The 15,836-nt window shown below is 76.4% G+C and carries 11 protein-coding genes and 1 pseudogene; 5 read left to right on the top strand and 7 right to left on the bottom strand.

Annotated elements, in window-relative coordinates; all coding sequences use genetic code 11:
• Positions 1–484: 484 nt before the first annotated feature.
• On the bottom strand, positions 485–958 hold the full coding sequence (locus ACWENR_RS16395; protein WP_452277820.1) for an LppU/SCO3897 family protein: 474 nt from the start codon (positions 956–958) through the stop codon (positions 485–487).
• Positions 959–1,320: 362 nt separating this feature from the next.
• Here ACWENR_RS16395 and ACWENR_RS16390 point away from each other — a divergent pair, with 362 nt between their 5' ends.
• Positions 1,321–2,349, top strand: coding sequence for an EamA family transporter (locus ACWENR_RS16390; protein WP_452277818.1), 1,029 nt, complete (start codon positions 1,321–1,323; stop codon positions 2,347–2,349).
• A 301-nt stretch (positions 2,350–2,650) separates the two neighbouring features.
• Positions 2,651–3,184 carry a prepilin peptidase gene (locus ACWENR_RS16385; protein WP_452277817.1) on the top strand — a complete coding sequence of 178 codons (534 nt, stop codon included), beginning with the start codon at positions 2,651–2,653 and terminating at the stop codon, positions 3,182–3,184.
• Between the two features lie 257 nt (positions 3,185–3,441).
• On the opposite strand, the gene ACWENR_RS16380 is transcribed toward ACWENR_RS16385, so the two are convergent.
• The 6 genes and pseudogenes from ACWENR_RS16380 to ACWENR_RS16355 all read right to left on the bottom strand — a co-directional run bounded on the left by ACWENR_RS16380 (position 3,442) and on the right by ACWENR_RS16355 (position 11,717).
• A complete protein-coding gene (locus ACWENR_RS16380) occupies positions 3,442–6,642 on the bottom strand; it encodes a UvrD-helicase domain-containing protein (protein WP_452277816.1) in 3,201 nt (1,066 codons plus the stop codon).
• Between the two features lie 85 nt (positions 6,643–6,727).
• Complete coding sequence (locus tag ACWENR_RS16375) at positions 6,728–7,972, bottom strand: metallophosphoesterase (protein ID WP_452277815.1); 1,245 nt, start codon at positions 7,970–7,972, stop codon at positions 6,728–6,730.
• A gap of 13 nt (positions 7,973–7,985) precedes the next feature.
• Positions 7,986–8,288: pseudogene (locus ACWENR_RS16370) on the bottom strand (MoaD/ThiS family protein); the annotation flags it as partial.
• A 95-nt stretch (positions 8,289–8,383) separates the two neighbouring features.
• Positions 8,384–9,397: a GTP 3',8-cyclase MoaA gene (moaA, locus tag ACWENR_RS16365; protein ID WP_452277814.1), complete on the bottom strand. Its 1,014-nt coding sequence runs from the start codon at positions 9,395–9,397 to the stop codon at positions 8,384–8,386.
• Complete coding sequence (locus tag ACWENR_RS16360; protein ID WP_452277813.1) at positions 9,394–10,308, bottom strand: fructosamine kinase family protein; 915 nt, start codon at positions 10,306–10,308, stop codon at positions 9,394–9,396. Before ACWENR_RS16360 ends, moaA begins: the two co-directional genes overlap by 4 nt.
• A gap of 17 nt (positions 10,309–10,325) precedes the next feature.
• Complete coding sequence (locus ACWENR_RS16355) at positions 10,326–11,717, bottom strand: MFS transporter (protein WP_452277812.1); 1,392 nt, start codon at positions 11,715–11,717, stop codon at positions 10,326–10,328.
• 168 nt (positions 11,718–11,885) lie between these two features.
• Here ACWENR_RS16355 and ACWENR_RS16350 point away from each other — a divergent pair, with 168 nt between their 5' ends.
• From ACWENR_RS16350 to ACWENR_RS16340, 3 genes are read left to right on the top strand one after another with little or no spacing between them, the layout of a single operon-like run.
• On the top strand, positions 11,886–12,467 hold the full coding sequence (locus ACWENR_RS16350; protein ID WP_452277811.1) for an NADPH-dependent FMN reductase: 582 nt from the start codon (positions 11,886–11,888) through the stop codon (positions 12,465–12,467).
• Between the two features lie 20 nt (positions 12,468–12,487).
• Positions 12,488–13,084, top strand: a complete 597-nt coding sequence (locus tag ACWENR_RS16345) for a DsbA family oxidoreductase (RefSeq protein ID WP_452277810.1) — start codon at positions 12,488–12,490, stop codon at positions 13,082–13,084.
• 11 nt (positions 13,085–13,095) lie between these two features.
• On the top strand, positions 13,096–15,786 hold the full coding sequence (locus ACWENR_RS16340; RefSeq protein WP_452277809.1) for a helix-turn-helix transcriptional regulator: 2,691 nt from the start codon (positions 13,096–13,098) through the stop codon (positions 15,784–15,786).
• Positions 15,787–15,836: the final 50 nt, after the last annotated feature.

The raw sequence follows: 15,836 nt of genomic DNA, 5'->3' as shown, positions 1-15,836 counted from the left end.
GCCGGGGGCTCCCCCCCGGGGGGTGGGGCGGGCGGGTCGGCGCCGCCCGGGGGGGGCTGTCCCCACGGCGTGGGGGGGGGTGGCTCGGTGCCGCCGGACGGCGGCTGGCCCCACTGCGGCTCGGCGCCGCCGGACGGCGGCTGGCCCCACTGGGGTGCTGCCGGCGGTTGCGCGCCGGCCGACGAGGGCTGGCCCCACTGCGGCTCGGTGCCGCCCGACGGCGGTTGGCCCCACTGGGGTGCGGTGGGTGGCTCGGTGCCGGCGGACGGCGGCTGCCCCCACTGCGGCTCGGCGCCGCCCGACGGCGGTTGGCCCCACTGGGGTGCGGTCGGCGGCTCGGTGCCGGCCGACGGCGGCTGGCCCCACTGCGGCGCAGGGTCGCCGGGCGGCGGACCGCCCGGCGTGCCGGGTGGGCGCTGGTAGTGGTCGTCCGGCTGTCCGGGTGGTCCGTAGATTGTCATCTCTTCCTCAGGGGTGCGGTGGCTCAGCGCTGCTTAAGGCAGAGCACGAAGTCGAGGGTGTCCAGCTCGCTGTCGAAGAAATACCAGTTGGTGTAGCCCGTGACCTTGGCGCACTTGGCCGCGGCGTCCTTCTCGCCGCTGGTCGCCCCGTCGATCCGGCGCAGCACCTCGTACGTCTGCGGGCCGCAGTCAGTGATCAGCAGCTTGGGCTTGCCGCCGGTCGGCCCGTCGTTGCGGACGCACTGGCCGGCCTTGACGAAGCGCGGGTCGGCGGAGGATTCGGGGGCCGCGGCGCTGGGCGCCACGGTCGGGGTGCTCGCCGGGGCCTCCGGCAGGGCGGTCCCGGCCGCCGGAGCCGGCTCGCTCGGCGCGGCCACCGGCGTCTCGTCGCCCTGGCCGAGCAGGTAGAACACCGCCGCACCGCCGCCGAGGACCAGCACCGCCACCACCGCCAGCACCGCGACCAGCGGCCCCCGGCCGCGCCGGCGCTCCGGGATGGAACCGCCGGCGTACGGGAAGGGAGGCGGCGCGGCGTCGGCCCACGGCGCGTACGGCTGCCCGGCGGCACCGTGGGCGGACGGCGGCTGCTGGTGCGGCCCCGGGTCGCCCCGCTGGTGCGGCTCCGTGCCGTAGCGGTGCTCCGGCGGCGGGTACCCGGCGTGCGGGTCGTCCCAGCCGCCGTGACCGTAGGAGCCGGCGGAGGCGCCGTACGCCTCGTCGGGCTGCCGCCCGCGCCACGGTTCCGGATCCCCCCGACCCGGTGGTCCGTAGTTCGCCATGCACGTCTCCCGCGTGAGTGGTGAGAGGCCGGCCACCAACGAGGGACGCCGACGCCCACGTCACCGTAGCGTGTCCACCGATGAGACCACGCTCGCCGAGTGCGTCACCCCCCGCCGGCCCACCCGCCCGGACCGATCCCGCCGCCGGTGGCGGTCGGGCGGTCGCCGCCACACCGACGCTGGTGTGGACCGCCCTGCTGCTGGTCTACGTCCTCTGGGGCTCCACCTACCTCGGCATCAGGATCGCCGTCGAATCGATGCCGCCGCTGGGCTCGGCGGCCCTCCGGTTCGCCGCCGCCGGCCTGGTGCTGGCGCTCGTGCTGCGGCTGCGCCGGGGCCCGGGCGCGTTGCGGGTCGACCGGCGGCAGCTCGGCTCGGCCGCGCTGGTCGGGGTGCTGCTGCTGGCCGGCGGCAACGGGCTGGTCGTGCTCGCCGAGTCCGGCCCGCCGGGCGTCGCGGTGCCCTCCGGGATCGCCGCGCTGCTCGTGGCCACCGTCCCGCTGCTGGTGGTGCTGCTGCGTACGGCCACCGGCGACCGACCCCGGTTCTGGACGCTGGCCGGGGTGACCCTGGGCTTCGTCGGACTGGTGCTGCTCGTGCTGCCGAGGGGCGGGACCGACGCCGTACCGCTCGTTGGGGCGTTGACCGTGGTCGCGGGAGCGGTGAGCTGGTCGGTCGGCTCGTTCCTCTCCGGCCGGATCCGGATGCCCGCCGACCCGTTCGTCGCCACGGTCTACGAGATGTTCGCCGGGGCGGCGGCGCTGGCCGTCCTCTCGGCGGGCCGCGGGGAGCTGCGTGGCTTCGATCCGGGCACGGTGACCACCCGGTCGTGGCTCGCGCTCGCGTACCTGATGGTGGCCGGCTCCCTGGTCGCCTTCACCGCGTACGTCTGGCTGCTGCACCACGCGCCGATCTCGCTGGTCGCGACCTACGCGTACGTCAACCCGGTGGTCGCGGTGGCGCTCGGCGCGCTGTTCGTCGCGGAGCCGGTCACCGCGCAGGTGCTGCTCGGCGGCGCGGTCATCGTCGCCGGCGTGGCCCTGGTGGTGAGCACCGAAAGGCCCCGACGTGCCGCACCGGGTACCGCGCAGGAGCCTTCCCGCCGGTAGCGTCCGGCCGATGTCGACCGGGTCGGTGGTGTGCGCGGCGCTGCTGGGCGGCCTCGCCGGTGTCGCCGCGCCCCGAGCCGGCCGCCGCTGGACGTCCCGGCCCGTCCCGGCTCCGCCCGTCCCGGCTCCGCCCGTCCCGGCTCCGCCCGTCCCGGCTCCGCCCGTCCCGGCTCCGCCCGTCCCGGCTCCGCCCGTCCCGACCTTCACGTCGTCGCCGGGGCTGGCCGCAGCGGATCCTTCCGCGCAGGCTGGCTCCCTGCTGTCCAGGGCCGCGTTGGCTGGTTCGGCGCCGGCTGGTTCCGTGCTGTCCGGGGCCGCCGGTGCCGGGGCGGCGGTGGGGGCGGTCGTGTTCGCCGGGCTCGCGGCGGCCCTCGGCGGCGACCCGGCCCTGCCGGCCTTCCTCGGGCTGGCGGCGATCGGGCTGGTGCTCGCCGTGGTCGACCTGACCTGCCTGCGGCTGCCCGATCCGCTGGTGGGCGCGGCGGCGCTGGTCGTCACCGTCGGCCTGGCCGGCGCGGCCCTGCTGACCGGGGCCCCGGATCGGCTGTTGGGGGCGGTGGCGGGGGCGGCGCTCTCCTTCGCCGCGTACGTGGTGCTGGCGCTGCTGCCCGGCTCCCGGCTGGGCTTCGGCGACGTGAAGCTCGCCGCCGTGCTGGGCCTGCCGCTCGGCTGGTTGGGGTGGTCGCCGCTGGCGCTCGGGCTCCTCCTGCCGCACCTGCTCAACGGCGTGGTGGTGCTCGTCCTGCTGACCGCCCGCAGGGTGCGCCGCGACACCCCCCTCCCGCTGGGCCCGGCCCTCCTGACGGGCGCCTGGCTGACCACCCTCACCACCTGACCCGCCGCCCACGCACCCCGCCGCGGGCCGCCGCAGGCTCGCCCCTCCCCACCCCCGCCGCGGGCTCGCCCCTCCCCACCCCCGCCGCGGGCTCGCCCCTCCGCGGCCCGCCCCCGCCACGGCCCGCGCCTTAGCCGCAGCGATCTTGCACTTTCTGCCCTCAAATTGCGACGAATGTCCATCATGTCGGGGCACAAAGTGCAAGATCGCCGAGGACGGGGGGCGAGGGGCGAGGACGAGGGCGGGGCGGGGGAGGGTTAGATGAGGCGGAGTTGGCGGTCCTTGGGGCGGCGGGGTTCGGCGTCGCCGAAGCGCTCGAAGAGGCCCGGGTCGATGGCGTCGAGGAACGGGGACGGGGCGCACTCGCGTTCCGTGCCGTGCCGGCTGCGGCGGGCGGCGTGGCTGACGTACAGGCGGTCCTGGGCCCGGGTCAGCCCGACGAAGAAGAGCCGTCGTTCCTCGGCGATCGCGTCGTCGTCGGGGGTGCTGCCGGGCCAGCGCAGCGGGAGCAGGCCGTCCTCGGCGCCGACCAGGAAGACCACGGGGAACTCCAGCCCCTTCGCGGCGTGCAGGGTGAGCAGGGTGACCGCCTCGGCGCGCGGGTCGAGGGCGTCCACCTCGGCGCCGGTGGCGAGCTGGGACAGGAACGTCGGCAGGTCGTCGCCGCAGCGGCGGGCCAGCGGGGTGAGCAGGTCGACGGCCGAGCGGACGTCCTCCGGGCGTACCGCGCCGGTGCCGTCCAGCGTCGGCACCGCGAAGCGCTCCGCCAGTACCTGACCGGCCAGCCGCACCCGGGCGGCCAGCGAGCCGTCGAGCCCGTCGGCGTGCCGCAGCTCGCGGGCGATGGCGGACACCCCGGGCCGGTCCCGCAGCCGGTCGTGCGAGCGCTTCTGCACGGGGATGTTCGCCCGGGCGAGCGCGTCCACGATCGGCGCGGCCTGGGCGTCGGTGCGGTAGAGCACCGCGATGTCGGAGAACGACAGCGTCGTCGAGCGGCCGTCGATCCGCCCCGAGTCGAGGGACCGGTGGGACAGCCCGCCGACCAGCTCGTCGACGGTGCGTACGACGAAATCGGCCTCGTCGGCGACGGAGCTGGCGGAGTAGCGGCCGACCAGCGGGGCCTCCGGGTCGAGCCGGGCCGGGTCGAGCCGGCGGCCCCGCACCAGCGACGACGGCGCGATGGCCTGCACGGCGGCGGCGAGGATCGGGGCCGACGAGCGGTAGTTGCGGTTGAGCCGGACCAGCCGGGCGTCGGTGAAGTCCTGCGAGAAGCGCAGGAAGTAGCCGACGTCGGCGCCCCGGAAGGAGTAGATCGCCTGGTCCGGGTCGCCGATCGCGCAGAGGTTGCCGTCGGCGGGGCTGAGCAGCCGCAGCAGCTCGTACTGCACCGCGTCGACGTCCTGGTACTCGTCGACGAAGATCCACCGCCAGCGCTCGCGGTAGCGCTGCACGAGCTTGCGGTCGGCCTTCAGCAGCCCGACCGGCAGGGTCAGCAGCTCGTCCAGGTCGACCAGGTCCTGCTTGCGCAGCAGCGCCGCGTAGGTCGTGTCGTCGTCGCCGGCCTCGGCGCGGGCCTCCGCCCGCTGGGCGTCGTCGGCGATCCGGAAGTCGGCCGGCAGGCCGGCGGCGTCGGCGTTCTCCCGCAGGATGGTCAGGCCCAGCGAGTGGAAGGTGCCGACGGTGACGTCCTCGGCGACGGGCCCGAGCAGCCCGTCGAGGCGGTGCCGCAGCTCCTCGGCGGCCCGCCGGGTGAAGGTGATCGCCAGGCACTGCTCCGGGAAGACGTTCAGCTCCGCGCAGAGGTAGGCGATGCGGTGGGTCAGCGTCCGGGTCTTGCCGGTGCCCGGGCCGGCGACGATGAGCAGCGGCCCGCCCGGCGCGGAGGCGGCCACCCGCTGCATGGCGTCCAGCCGGTCCAGCAGCCCGGTGCCGACCTCCTCCATGCCGGCGAGCATCGGCTCGAACGGCTCGTGCGGCGAGGGCGCCGGCGCGATCGGGGGTGGCGGCGCGGGCGCGGCGGGCTTGCGCTTCGGCTCGGCCTTGGCCTTGGCCGCCGCCGGGCGCCTGGCCCGCGGCTTCGGCGCCGGCTCCGCGGGGGTGCGCTGCGCCGGCACGGGTACGTCGAAGAGGGTCTCCTGGGCCGTCGCGGCGCCGCCGCCCAGCTCGGCCGGGTCGAAGAGGGTGATGACGCCGTACTCGCCGTCGTAGCCGGGCACCCGGCGGACGTCGCCGCGCCGCAGCCGGCCGATGCCCTCGGCGAGCAGCTCCCCGCCGACCTTCGAGATCTCGTCGAGCGGGGTGGTGGTGAGGATCTCCAGCTCCGGGCCGAGCGCGGCGACCAGCTCGTTGAGTTTCCCCTCGACCCGCTTGGACCGCGCGCCCACCTTGTTGATCTCGCCGAGGATCTCGGCCAGCGGCACCAGGTGGGTGACGTCGCGGGCGTGTGCCGGCCGGTGCCCTGTCGGGCGGTCGGCCAGCTCCTCGACCCGGCTGAGCACGCCGACGGTGAGCGGCTTGCCGCACTCCGGGCAGCGGCCGCCGGCGGCCCGGGTCCGCTCAGGGGACCAGTTGACCCCGCAGAGCCGGTGCCCGTCCGCGTGGTACTTCCCCTCCTCGGGGAAGAACTCGATGGTCCCGGCCAGCCCGTCGCCGGTGCGCAGCGCGTCGCGGATCGCGAAGTAGTCCCGCCCGGTGGCGAAGACGGTGGCCTCCCGGGCCAGCGCCGGCGGCGAGTGCGCGTCGGAGTTGGACACCAGCCGGTAGCGGTCCAGGCTGCCGACGCGCCAGTTCATCTCCGGGTCGGAGGAGAGGCCGGTCTCCACGGCGAAGATGTGGTCGGCGAGGTCGGCGTAGCAGTCGGCGATCGCGTCGAAGCCCGACTTGGAGCCCAGCGCCGAGAACCACGGCGTCCAGATGTGCGCGGGCACCAGGTAGCCGTCGGCGCTGGCCTCCAGGGTGATCTCCAGCAGGTCCCGGGAGTCCAGGCCGAGGATCGGCCGGCCGTCCGAGCCGAGGTTGCCGATCCGCCCGAGCGCGGCGTTGAACCGGGCCACCGCGTCCAGGTCGGGCAGGTAGATCAGGTGGTGCACCTTGCGGGTGCGGTCGTCCCGCTTGTAGATCGTGGAGATCTCCACGCTGAGCATGAACCGGACCGGGTCCGCCTCCGCCTCGCTGGCCAGCCGGGGCGGCAGCCGGCGGGCGATGTCCCGCTCCGCCTCCGGGCTGAGCCGGTGCAGGCCGGGCTCGGCGGGGTGCAGGGTTTCGCGCAGGTGGTCGTACCAGGCGGGGTGGGTGAAGTCGCCGGTGCCGAGCACGCCGATGCCCTTGCGTCGCGCCCACCAGCCCAGGTTGGGCAGGGTGAGGTCGCGGCTGCACGCGCGCGAGTACTTCGAGTGGATGTGCAGATCCGCGACGAATGGCGGGAGGCCACCGGAGGGTGCGGCGCTGAACGGAGGCACGCCGCATCCTGTCACGAGCCGGTCGACGCCCGTCATCCGCCACGCGTGAAGGTGAGGTGCGCAATCGGCGGCGGTCCCGTACGGGTCAGGCGCTGCGCAGCTCCACCAGGGTGATCTGGGGTTCGGCGCCGACGCGCACCGGCGGGCCCCAGAAGCCGGCGCCGTTGGTGACGTAGACCTTGGTGCCGTCGACCTCGCCGAGACCGGAGACCACCGGCTGCTGGAGCTTGACCAGCAGGTTGAAGGGGACGATCTGCCCGCCGTGGGTGTGCCCGGAGAGCTGGAGGTCGACGCCGAACTTCGCCGCCTCCACGGCGGCCACCGGCTGGTGGGCGAGCAGCACCACCGGTCGGCTCGGGTCGCGGTCGCCGAGGGCCGCCGCGTAGTCCGCGGGGGCGGCCAGGCCGGTGCCGGCGGCGGTGACGTCGTTGACGCCGGCCAGGTCGAGCACGCCGCCGCGGGCCTGGATCTCGGTCCGCTCGTTCTGCATGACCCGCAGGCCGAGGCGGTCCAGCTCCTGGACCCACTCCTCGACCCCGGAGTAGTACTCGTGGTTGCCGGTGACGAAGTAGCTGCCGTGCCGGGAGCGCAGGCCCCGCAGCGGCTCGGCCGCCTCGCCCAGCTCGGCCACCGAGCCGTCGACCAGGTCGCCGACGACCGCGACGACGTCGGCGTCGAGGCGGTTGATGGCGGCGACGATCCGCTCGGTGTGCGCCCGGCCGCGCAGCGGACCGAGGTGGATGTCGGAGACCGTGGCGATGCGCAGGCCGTCCATGCTGCGGGGGAGCTTGGCCAGCGGGATCTGCACCCGGTCGAGCTGCGGGGGGCCGAGGGCGGTGCGGACGCCGTACCCGGTCAGGCCGGTGGCGGTGAGCCCGGCGAAGATCGCCGCCCCACGGGCGAGCAGCAGCCGGCGGGCCGGGTCGTGGTCCGGCTGGGCGACCGCGTCGGCGGCCGGCGGGTCGGCGGGCCCGGTGGCGCCGACCAGGGCGGGCTCGGGCGCGGCGGCGGTGGGCTCGGCGGCGGCGACCCGGCGGCGCAGCACCAGCTTCGCCACCGCCGTCGGCACCTCCAGCGCCACGAGCAGGACCAGCAGGTAGAACATGACGGCGAGCCAGAGGTAGCCCGGCCACGCCAGCCAGTAGAGCCCCGCCTGGGTGCCGACCATGGTCGCCGGTACGAGCAGCGCCAGCACCAGGGCGGTGACGCCGCCGATCCGCCGCCAGCGCCCCGGCGTGGTGGTGTCCCGCACCAGCCGCTTCCACAGGTAGAGGTGGATCAGGCCGGTGATCAGCGCCAAGGTGGCGACGAACGCCAGTGCCGGCAGCATGTGTGCGCCTCCCTCAGCCGCCCGCGAAGGGCGGCAGGACGTCGATGGTGGCCCCGGCGGGTAGCGGTGCTCGCCGATCATGACAGGTCACGCCGTCCACCAGGAAACTCGCCACCCGCAGGACGGCGGCGAGCCGCTCGCCGTGCCGAGCGGCGAGTTCCCCGAGGAGTTCGTCGAGACTGCCGCCCGCGGATGCGGTCTCCTCGGGCAGTCCGGCGGCGGCCCGCGCCCCGGCGAAGTACCGGACGGTGAGCGGCGGCCCGGCGTCGGCCGGCGGAACCGCCTGCCCGGCGTCGGCCGCCGGCCCGGCAAGGTCTGGCGGCCCGGCGGCGGCCGCCTGCCCGGCGGTTGCCGGCGGCCCGGCGTGGGCTGGCGGTCCGGCGTCGGCCGGCCGCGTCGGTTCGGTCACGGTCATCCTCCGATGGCCGACATCGGCCGGACGGGTTGCAGGAACGTGGGGTCGTCGATGCCGTGCCCGGCCCGCTTGCCCCACATCGCGGCCCGCCAGCGCCGGGCCAGTTCGTCGTCGTCCGCCCCGGCCCGCAGCGCGCCGCGCAGGTCGGACTCCTCCGTGGCGAAGAGGCAGGCGCGGACCTGCCCGTCGGCGGTGAGCCGGGTGCGGTCGCAGTCGCCGCAGAACGGCCGGGTGACGCTGGCGATCACACCGACCCGGGCCGGGCCGCCCTCGACCAGCCAGGTCTCGGCCGGGGCTGCGCCGCGTTCCGCCGGGTCGGGGGTCAGGGCGAACTCGGCGCGCAGGCGGGCCAGGATCTCCTCGGCGGTGACCATGGTGTCGCGGTCCCAGCCGTGCTGGGCGTCCAGCGGCATCTGCTCGATGAACCGCAGCTCGTAGCCGTGGGCGAGGGCGAACCGGAGCAGCGCCGGGGCCTCGTCGTCGTTGACCCCGCGCATCAGGACAGAATTGATCTTGACTGGGGTCAGGCCGGCGGCGGTCGCGCCGGCGAGCCCGGCCAGCACGTCCGCCAGGCGCGGCCGCCGGGTCAGTCGGGCGAACCGCTGCGCGTCCAGGGTGTCCAGCGAGACGTTCACCCGGTCCAGCCCGGCGGCGCGCAGCGCCGGAGCCAGCCGGTCCAGCCCGATGCCGTTGGTGGTCAGCGAGATCCGGGGACGCGGCTCCAGCGCCGCCACGGCCGCCACGATGCCGGGCAGGCCGGGCCGGATCAGCGGCTCCCCGCCGGTGAACCGCACCTCCGTCACGCCGAGCAGGCGCACCGCGACCCCGACCAGCCGGACGATCTCCTCGTCGCCGAGCAGTTGGGGGCCGGCCAACCAGGGCAGCCCCTCCGCCGGCATGCAGTAGGTGCAGCGCAGGTTGCACTTGTCGGTCAGGGACACGCGCAGGTCCCGGGCGACGCGGCCGTACCGGTCGGCGAGGACGCCGTCGGTCGGCGGGGCGACGTTCACCCGTCGACGGTAGCGCGCGCCAGCCCGGCCAGGGCCGCGCGGGCGGTGCGGGCGACCGCATCGCGGTACGTGCCGCCGAAGAGGGCGGTGTGCACCAGCATCAGGTGGAGCTGGTGCAGCGGCACCCGTTCCCGCCATCCGTCGGCGGGCGGCCACGCCTCCGCGTACGCGGCGAGGACCCGGTCGAGGTGCGGCACGCCGCCGAAGAGCGCCAGTTGTGCCAGGTCGGTCTCCCGGTGGCCGCCGTGCGCGGCCGGATCCACCAGCCAGACCCGGTCGTCAGCGCCCCAGAGCACGTTGCCCGGCCAGAGGTCCCCGTGGATCCGGGCCGGCCGCTCGTCCCCGCCGAACTCGCCGATCCGGTCGACGACCTGCTCGACCAGCCCGGCCTCCGCGCCGGTGAGCGCGCCGCCGTCCACCGACCGGCGCAGGTACGGCACGAGCCGGCGCCGGGCGAACCAGGCCGACCACGGCCCCTCGTCCGGCGTGTTGTCCTGCGGGAGCGCCCCGACGAAGCCGGCCCAGTCGGCGCCGAACGCGGGTGCGCCGGCCCGGTGCAGGGCCGCCAGCTCCCGGCCGAACCGTTCGGCCGCCTCGGGCGTCGGCTCGCCGGGCTCCACCCAGTCGAGCGCCAGCAGGTCGGGCAGCGCCACGACCACCTCCGGCACGGCGACCGCCCCCGCCTCGCGCAGCCAGCGCAGGCCGGCCGCCTCGGCGGCGAAGAAGCCCTCCGGCAGCGGCCGGCCGGCCCCCTCGGGCCAGGTCTTGGCGAAGATCGAGTGGCCGTCGTCGAGGGTCAGCCGGGAGGCGGCGCAGCTGTCGCCCCCGGCGACCGGCGTCTCCCGGATCCGCTGGTGGGTCAGGAAGGTCGGCAGGTGCTCCGGGTGCGCCCGCAGGTACGCCAGATCCATCCGCGCACCGTAACCCGTCACGCGGCGGCGCGGGCGGGCGTCGTGGCGGCGCCCCGCCGGCCGGCGGCCAGCAGCGCCAGCACCCCGGCGGCCTGGATCGCCGCGAGGACCACCAGGGCGGTACGGAAGCCGGCCAGCCCGCCACCGCCGGCGGTCCAGCACAGCGCGGCGACGGCGGGCGCGAGCGTCGTCGCGATCATCCGTACGGTGCCGCTGACCCCGCCGGCGGCGCCGGTGGCACCGGCGGGCGCCGCCGCCATGACCGCCGCGATGACCGGCGTGTTGAACAGGCCGAACCCGACGCCCAGCACCGCGATCTGCCACCCCACGTGGACCAGCCCGGCGTCGGCGGGGAGCGTGACCGGCAGCAGCGTGGCCCCGGCGACCAGCGCGGCACCCGTCGCCGCCGCCGGCAGCGCGCCGATCCGGTCGGCGAGCCAGCCGGCGACCGGCGAGACGACCGTCATGGCGCCGATGTTGACCAGCAGCAGCATCCCGGTCACCTCCGGGCCCTCGTGCAGCACGTCGGCGAGGAGGTACGGCAGGAGGAAGGCGGTCAGCGCGATGTTGAAGCACACGAGGAAGAGCCCGAGGGTGGTGAACCCGAAGCGACGGTCGCGTACCAGCGCGATGACCGGCCGCGCGGCGGGCAGCCGCGCCCAGGCCAGGCCGAGTCCCACGGCGAGCGCGCCGAGCGCGGCGGCCACCACCGGCCGCGCGGCGATCTCGTCGACCGCGACGATCACCGCGGCGACCGTGCCGCCCAGCAGCACCACCTCGCTCAGCAGCGGCAGGCCGGGCGCGGGCAGTCCCCGGCCGTCGCGGGCCAGCGCCCGCAGGCCCAGCCAGAGCGCGGCCGCGACGAGGGGCAGCTTCAGCAGGAACACCGCCCGCCAGCCGAACGCGCCGGCGACCAGCCCGCCCAGCGACGTGCCGGCCATCCCGCCCACGGTCATGATGGTCACCACTGTGCCGATCGCGCGGGCCCGCTGGTCGGCCCGGACGGACGCCGCGACCACCGGCAGGTAGACCGCCAGGGTGAGCCCGCCCGTGACGCCCTGGAGCAGCCGTACGGCCAGCAGCGCCCACATCGTCGGCGCGAGGGCGGCGAGCACGCTGGTGACGCCGATGCCGGCCATGGAGACGGCGAAGATCAGCCGGGGGTCGGCCTGGTCGGCCCAGCGGCCGGCCGGGATGGAGATGGCGGCCATCGGCAGCGCGTACGCCAGCAGCACCCAGGTGGTGGCCGTCGGATCCGCCCCCAGGTCGGCCCCGATGGCGGGCAGCACCACGCCGGCGATGCTCATCTCCGAGGTCACCACCAGCATGGCGAGGGCCACGGCGGCGACGGGGGCCCATCGGGTGCGGGCGACGGGTGGTGGCTGCTGCGGCGCGTCGGTGGTGGTCATGGGCGCCGACGGTAGGGGCGCGCGCGCCGGCCGGGCATCTGTCGGACGACCGTACCGGCGACCGGGGGTGGGGCCCCGGCCCGGAACCGGTCGGTTGACAGATGGCGGGCCCCCGCCGGCTGCCTAGCGTGGTCGGCACACAACCCCGACCGACCTGGGAGAACACCCATGACCACGCAACAGTTGCGCCTCGCCGTCATCGTGGCGAGCACCCGCGAGGGGCGCTTCGGCCCGGTGGTGGCCGACTGGTTCGTCGACCGGGCGCGGCGGCACGGCGGCTTCGACGTCGACGTGATCGACCTGGCGGAGGTCGAGCTGCCGGCCACGCTCACCGCCTTCGGCGCGCCGCAGCCGGCGGCGGTCGACGCGCTCGCGCCGCGACTCGCCGACGCCGACGCCTTCGTGGTGGTCACGCCGGAGTACAACCACAGCTACCCGGCCTCCATCAAGATCGCGATCGACTGGTACCGCGACGAGTGGCGGGCCAAGCCGGTCGGCTTCGTCTCCTACGGCGGGCTCTCCGGTGGCCTGCGCGCCGTGGAGCACCTGCGCCCGGTCTTCGCCGAGGTGCACGCGACGACTGTGCGCGACACCGTCAGCTTCCACGGCTGCTGGGACAAGTTCGACGAGTCCGGCGCACCGGTGGACCCGCAGGGCTGCGACAACGCCGCCAAGACCGTCCTGGACCAGCTCGGCTGGTGGGGGCGGGCGCTGCGGGAGGCCCGCGAGCGCGTCCCGTACGCGGCCTGACGGGAGAGGGAGCGCAGACGATGGACGTGGAGTTCGTCTTCGACGTGCCGTGCGTGTGGTCGTACTTCGCCTACGCCCGGTTCCAGCGCGCGGTGGCGCGGATCCGCGCCGAGGGCGGGGAGGTGACCGTGCGGTTCCGACCGTTCCAACTGGACCCGCGCGCCACGGCCGACGGGGAACCGAAGATCGACGTGCTGCGCCGGGCGTTCGGTGCCGAGGCGGACGACGCCGTCGCCGGCATGGAGTCGAAGGCGGCCAGCGAGGGGCTGACGTTCCGGCACCGCCACGCCGTGTGGAGCGACACGCTGCCCGCGCACCGCCTGATCGCGGTGGCCGCCGGGCAGGGGCGGGGCGAGGCGATGGTGGAGCGGCTGTTCCGCGCCCACCACACCGACGAACTCAACATCGCCGACCCGGTCACGCTGCGCCGGCTCGCCGACGAGGTCGGCGTCGCCTGGCGGGACGGCGACGACGAGGACGTACGCGCCGAGCTGGCCCGGGTGCGCGCCGAGGGCGTACGCGGGGTGCCGGTGTTCCGCTTCGCCGGCCGTACGCTGCACGGCGCGCTGTCGGAGGAGACCCTGTACCAGGCGATGAGCGCGACCGTGGCCGCGTAGCCTTGGCTCCCGTGCTGCACGGTCGGACCGCCGAGATCGCCCGGATCGACACGCTGCTCCGGCAGGCGCGGGCCGGGCGCAGCGGGGTGCTCGTGCTGCGGGGCGAGGCCGGGATCGGCAAGTCCGCGCTGCTCGACCACGCCGCCCACCTGGCCGGCGACATGCGGGTGCTGCGCACCGACGGCATCGAGTCGGAGGCGGGCCTTCCCTACGCCGGCCTGCACCTGCTCCTCGGCCGGGAGACCGGCCGGCTGGACGCCCTGCCCGCGCCGCAGGCCCGGGCGCTGCGGGCGGCGCTCGGGCAGGAGGCCGGCGGCGACGGCAACCGGTTCCTGGTCGGGCTGGCCGTGCTGAGCCTGCTCGCCGAGCTGGCCGAGGAGCGCCCGCTGCTCTGCCTGGTCGACGACGCGCACTGGCTCGACCGGGCCTCGGCGGAGGCGCTGCTCTTCGCCGTGCGTCGGCTCGACGCCGAGGCGATCGCGGTGGTCGTCGCGACCCGCGCCGACGAGCAGTCCCCGTTCGACCCGGCCGGCCTGCCGGAGCTGCCGGTCGGGCCGCTGGACGAGGCGTCCGCCGCCGCCCTGGTCGCGCAGCGGCCGGAGCCGGTGCCCGGCTACCTCCGGTCCGACCTGCTCAACGAGGCGCAGGGCAACCCGCTCGCCCTGCTGGAACTGCCGCTCGACGGCGAGCCCCGGCGGGTGCCGTCCTCGCGCTACCAGCGGCTGCACCAGGTCTTCGCCGAGCGGGTGCGGCGGCTGCCCGAGGCGACCCGGCGGCTGCTCGGCGTCGCCGCCGTCGCGTCCACCGCCGACGCCGCCGTGGTGTTCTCGGCCGCCGAGCGCCTCGGCTGCGCCCGCGCCGACCTCGCCCCCGCCGAGCAGGCGCAGCTCGTGCGGCTGACGGAGGGCCGGCTGGTGTTCCGCCATCCGCTGGTGCGTACGGCGGTGCGGGATACCGCGGAGGCCGGCGGCCGGGCGGCGGCGCACGGGGCGCTCGCGGCGGTCTACGCGGCCCGGGGCGACACCTGCTCGTACGCCTGGCACCGGTCGGCGATGGCCGTCGGGCCGGACGAGGAGGCGGCGCAGGCGCTGGAGACCGCCGCCCGCACCGGGACGCCCCGGGTGAGCGCGGCGGCCTCGGCGATGTACGAGCGGGCCGCCGCGCTCACCGCCGACCGGGCGCGGTGCGGACGGTGGCTGACCACCGCCGCCGAGGCGGCCGCCGACGCCGGCCAGCTGGACCGGGCCGCGGCGCTGGCCGACCAGGCCGCCGACCACGTCGCCGATCCCGTGCAACTGGCCGACATCGCCCTGGTCCGCGCCACGGTGCTCGACTCGCGGGACCGCCCGAAGGAGGCCCACCGGCTGCTCTCCGACGCCGCCCTGGCGGTGGCCTCCCTCGACCCGCGCCGGGCCGGTCACCTGCTCTTCCGCGCCGGCCGGGCGGCGGCCCACGCCGACGACCTCGGCGCGCTGGAGCGCACCGCCGCGCGGGCCGAGGAACTGGGGGTACCGAGCGCCCACCTCGTCACCGCGCTGTCCCGGGTGTTCGCCGCGCAGCACGCCCTCTCCGACGCCTCCGTGGAACCGCTGCGGGTGCTGGTCGGAGAGACGACCGGCTGCGCGCAGCACCTGGAGCTGCTCGACGTCGGCTGGTGGCGCCTCATGCTGGCCGACCTCGACAGCGCGTACGACATCGCGGGACGCCTGGCCGACACGGCCCGCCAGCAGGGCGCCGCCGGCCTGCTGGCGTCGGTGCTCCCGCTGCTCGCCCGCGCCCAGCTCATGTCGGGCCGGCACGACGACGCGGAGGCCAGCGCCACGGAGGGGCTGCGGATCGCCGCCGACACCGGGCAGCGCCGGCACGCCGTCTACCTGGACACCGTGCTGGCCGCCCTGGCCGCGATCCGGGGCGACGAGCAGCGGTGCGCGGAGCTGACCGCCGAGCCGATCGCGCGCGGCGTGACGCCGGGCAACGTCCACGCGGCGGGCGCGCTGAGCCTGCTTGAGCTGGGCCTCGGCCGGTACGAGTCGGCCTTCGCCCGGCTCTCCGGGGTGCTGGCCGCGCGGCACCGGGGCGGCGCGATGGCCAGCCTTCCCGACCTGGTGGAGGCCGCGGTGCGGGCGGACCGGCCGGCGGACGGGCGGCCCGCCGCCCGGCGGTACGCCGAATGGGCCGCGCACGTCCGGCAGCCGTGGACGCGGGCGGTCGCGCTGCGGTGCGAGGCGCTGCTGACCGGCAACGCCGACGACCAGTACGCCCAGGCCGTCGCGCTGCACCGGCAGGGCGGCCCGCCGTTCGAACGGGCCCGCACCGAGCTGCTGCACGGCGAGTGGCTGCGCCGCGCGCGCCGGATCAGCGAGGCGCGGATCGTGCTGCACTCCGCGCTGGAGATCTTCGACCGGCTCCGGGCCCGGCCGTGGAGCGCGCGGGCGCGCGCCGAGCTGCGCGCCGCCGGGGAGAGCGTCCGGGCCGCCGACTCGGACGCCGTGCGGCGGTTGACGCCGCAGGAACACCAGGTGGTGCAGTTGGCGGCCCGGGGACTGAGCAACCGGGAGATCGGCGCCCAGCTCTTCCTGAGCCCCCGCACCGTCGGCTACCACCTCTACAAGGCGTATCCGAAGCTGGGCGTCGGCTCCCGCAGCGAGCTGGCGTCCCTGGTGGCGGACCGGCCGGGAAGCGCCCCGCCCGCGGGGGCGTGAGCGGGCCGAGCTGCGACAATACGCTCCGTGTCTGTGGATGAACCGCGTGT

The sequence above is a fragment of the Micromonospora sp. NPDC004336 genome, assembly GCF_053602615.1.
The sequence above is the reverse complement of the archived record's forward strand: the minus strand, read 5'-3'. Positions and strand labels throughout refer to the sequence as shown.

Excerpts from the sequence above, each read along its gene's own strand:
- ACWENR_RS16350 (WP_452277811.1), top strand. The coding sequence starts at position 11,886 with ATGACCACGCAACAGTTGCGCCTCGCCGTCATCGTGGCGAGCACCCGC.
- ACWENR_RS16360 (WP_452277813.1), bottom strand. The coding sequence starts at position 10,308 with ATGGATCTGGCGTACCTGCGGGCGCACCCGGAGCACCTGCCGACCTTC.
- ACWENR_RS16355 (WP_452277812.1), bottom strand. The coding sequence starts at position 11,717 with ATGACCACCACCGACGCGCCGCAGCAGCCACCACCCGTCGCCCGCACC.
- ACWENR_RS16375 (WP_452277815.1), bottom strand. The coding sequence starts at position 7,972 with ATGCTGCCGGCACTGGCGTTCGTCGCCACCTTGGCGCTGATCACCGGC.
- ACWENR_RS16390 (WP_452277818.1), top strand. The coding sequence starts at position 1,321 with ATGAGACCACGCTCGCCGAGTGCGTCACCCCCCGCCGGCCCACCCGCC.
- ACWENR_RS16345 (WP_452277810.1), top strand. The coding sequence starts at position 12,488 with ATGGACGTGGAGTTCGTCTTCGACGTGCCGTGCGTGTGGTCGTACTTC.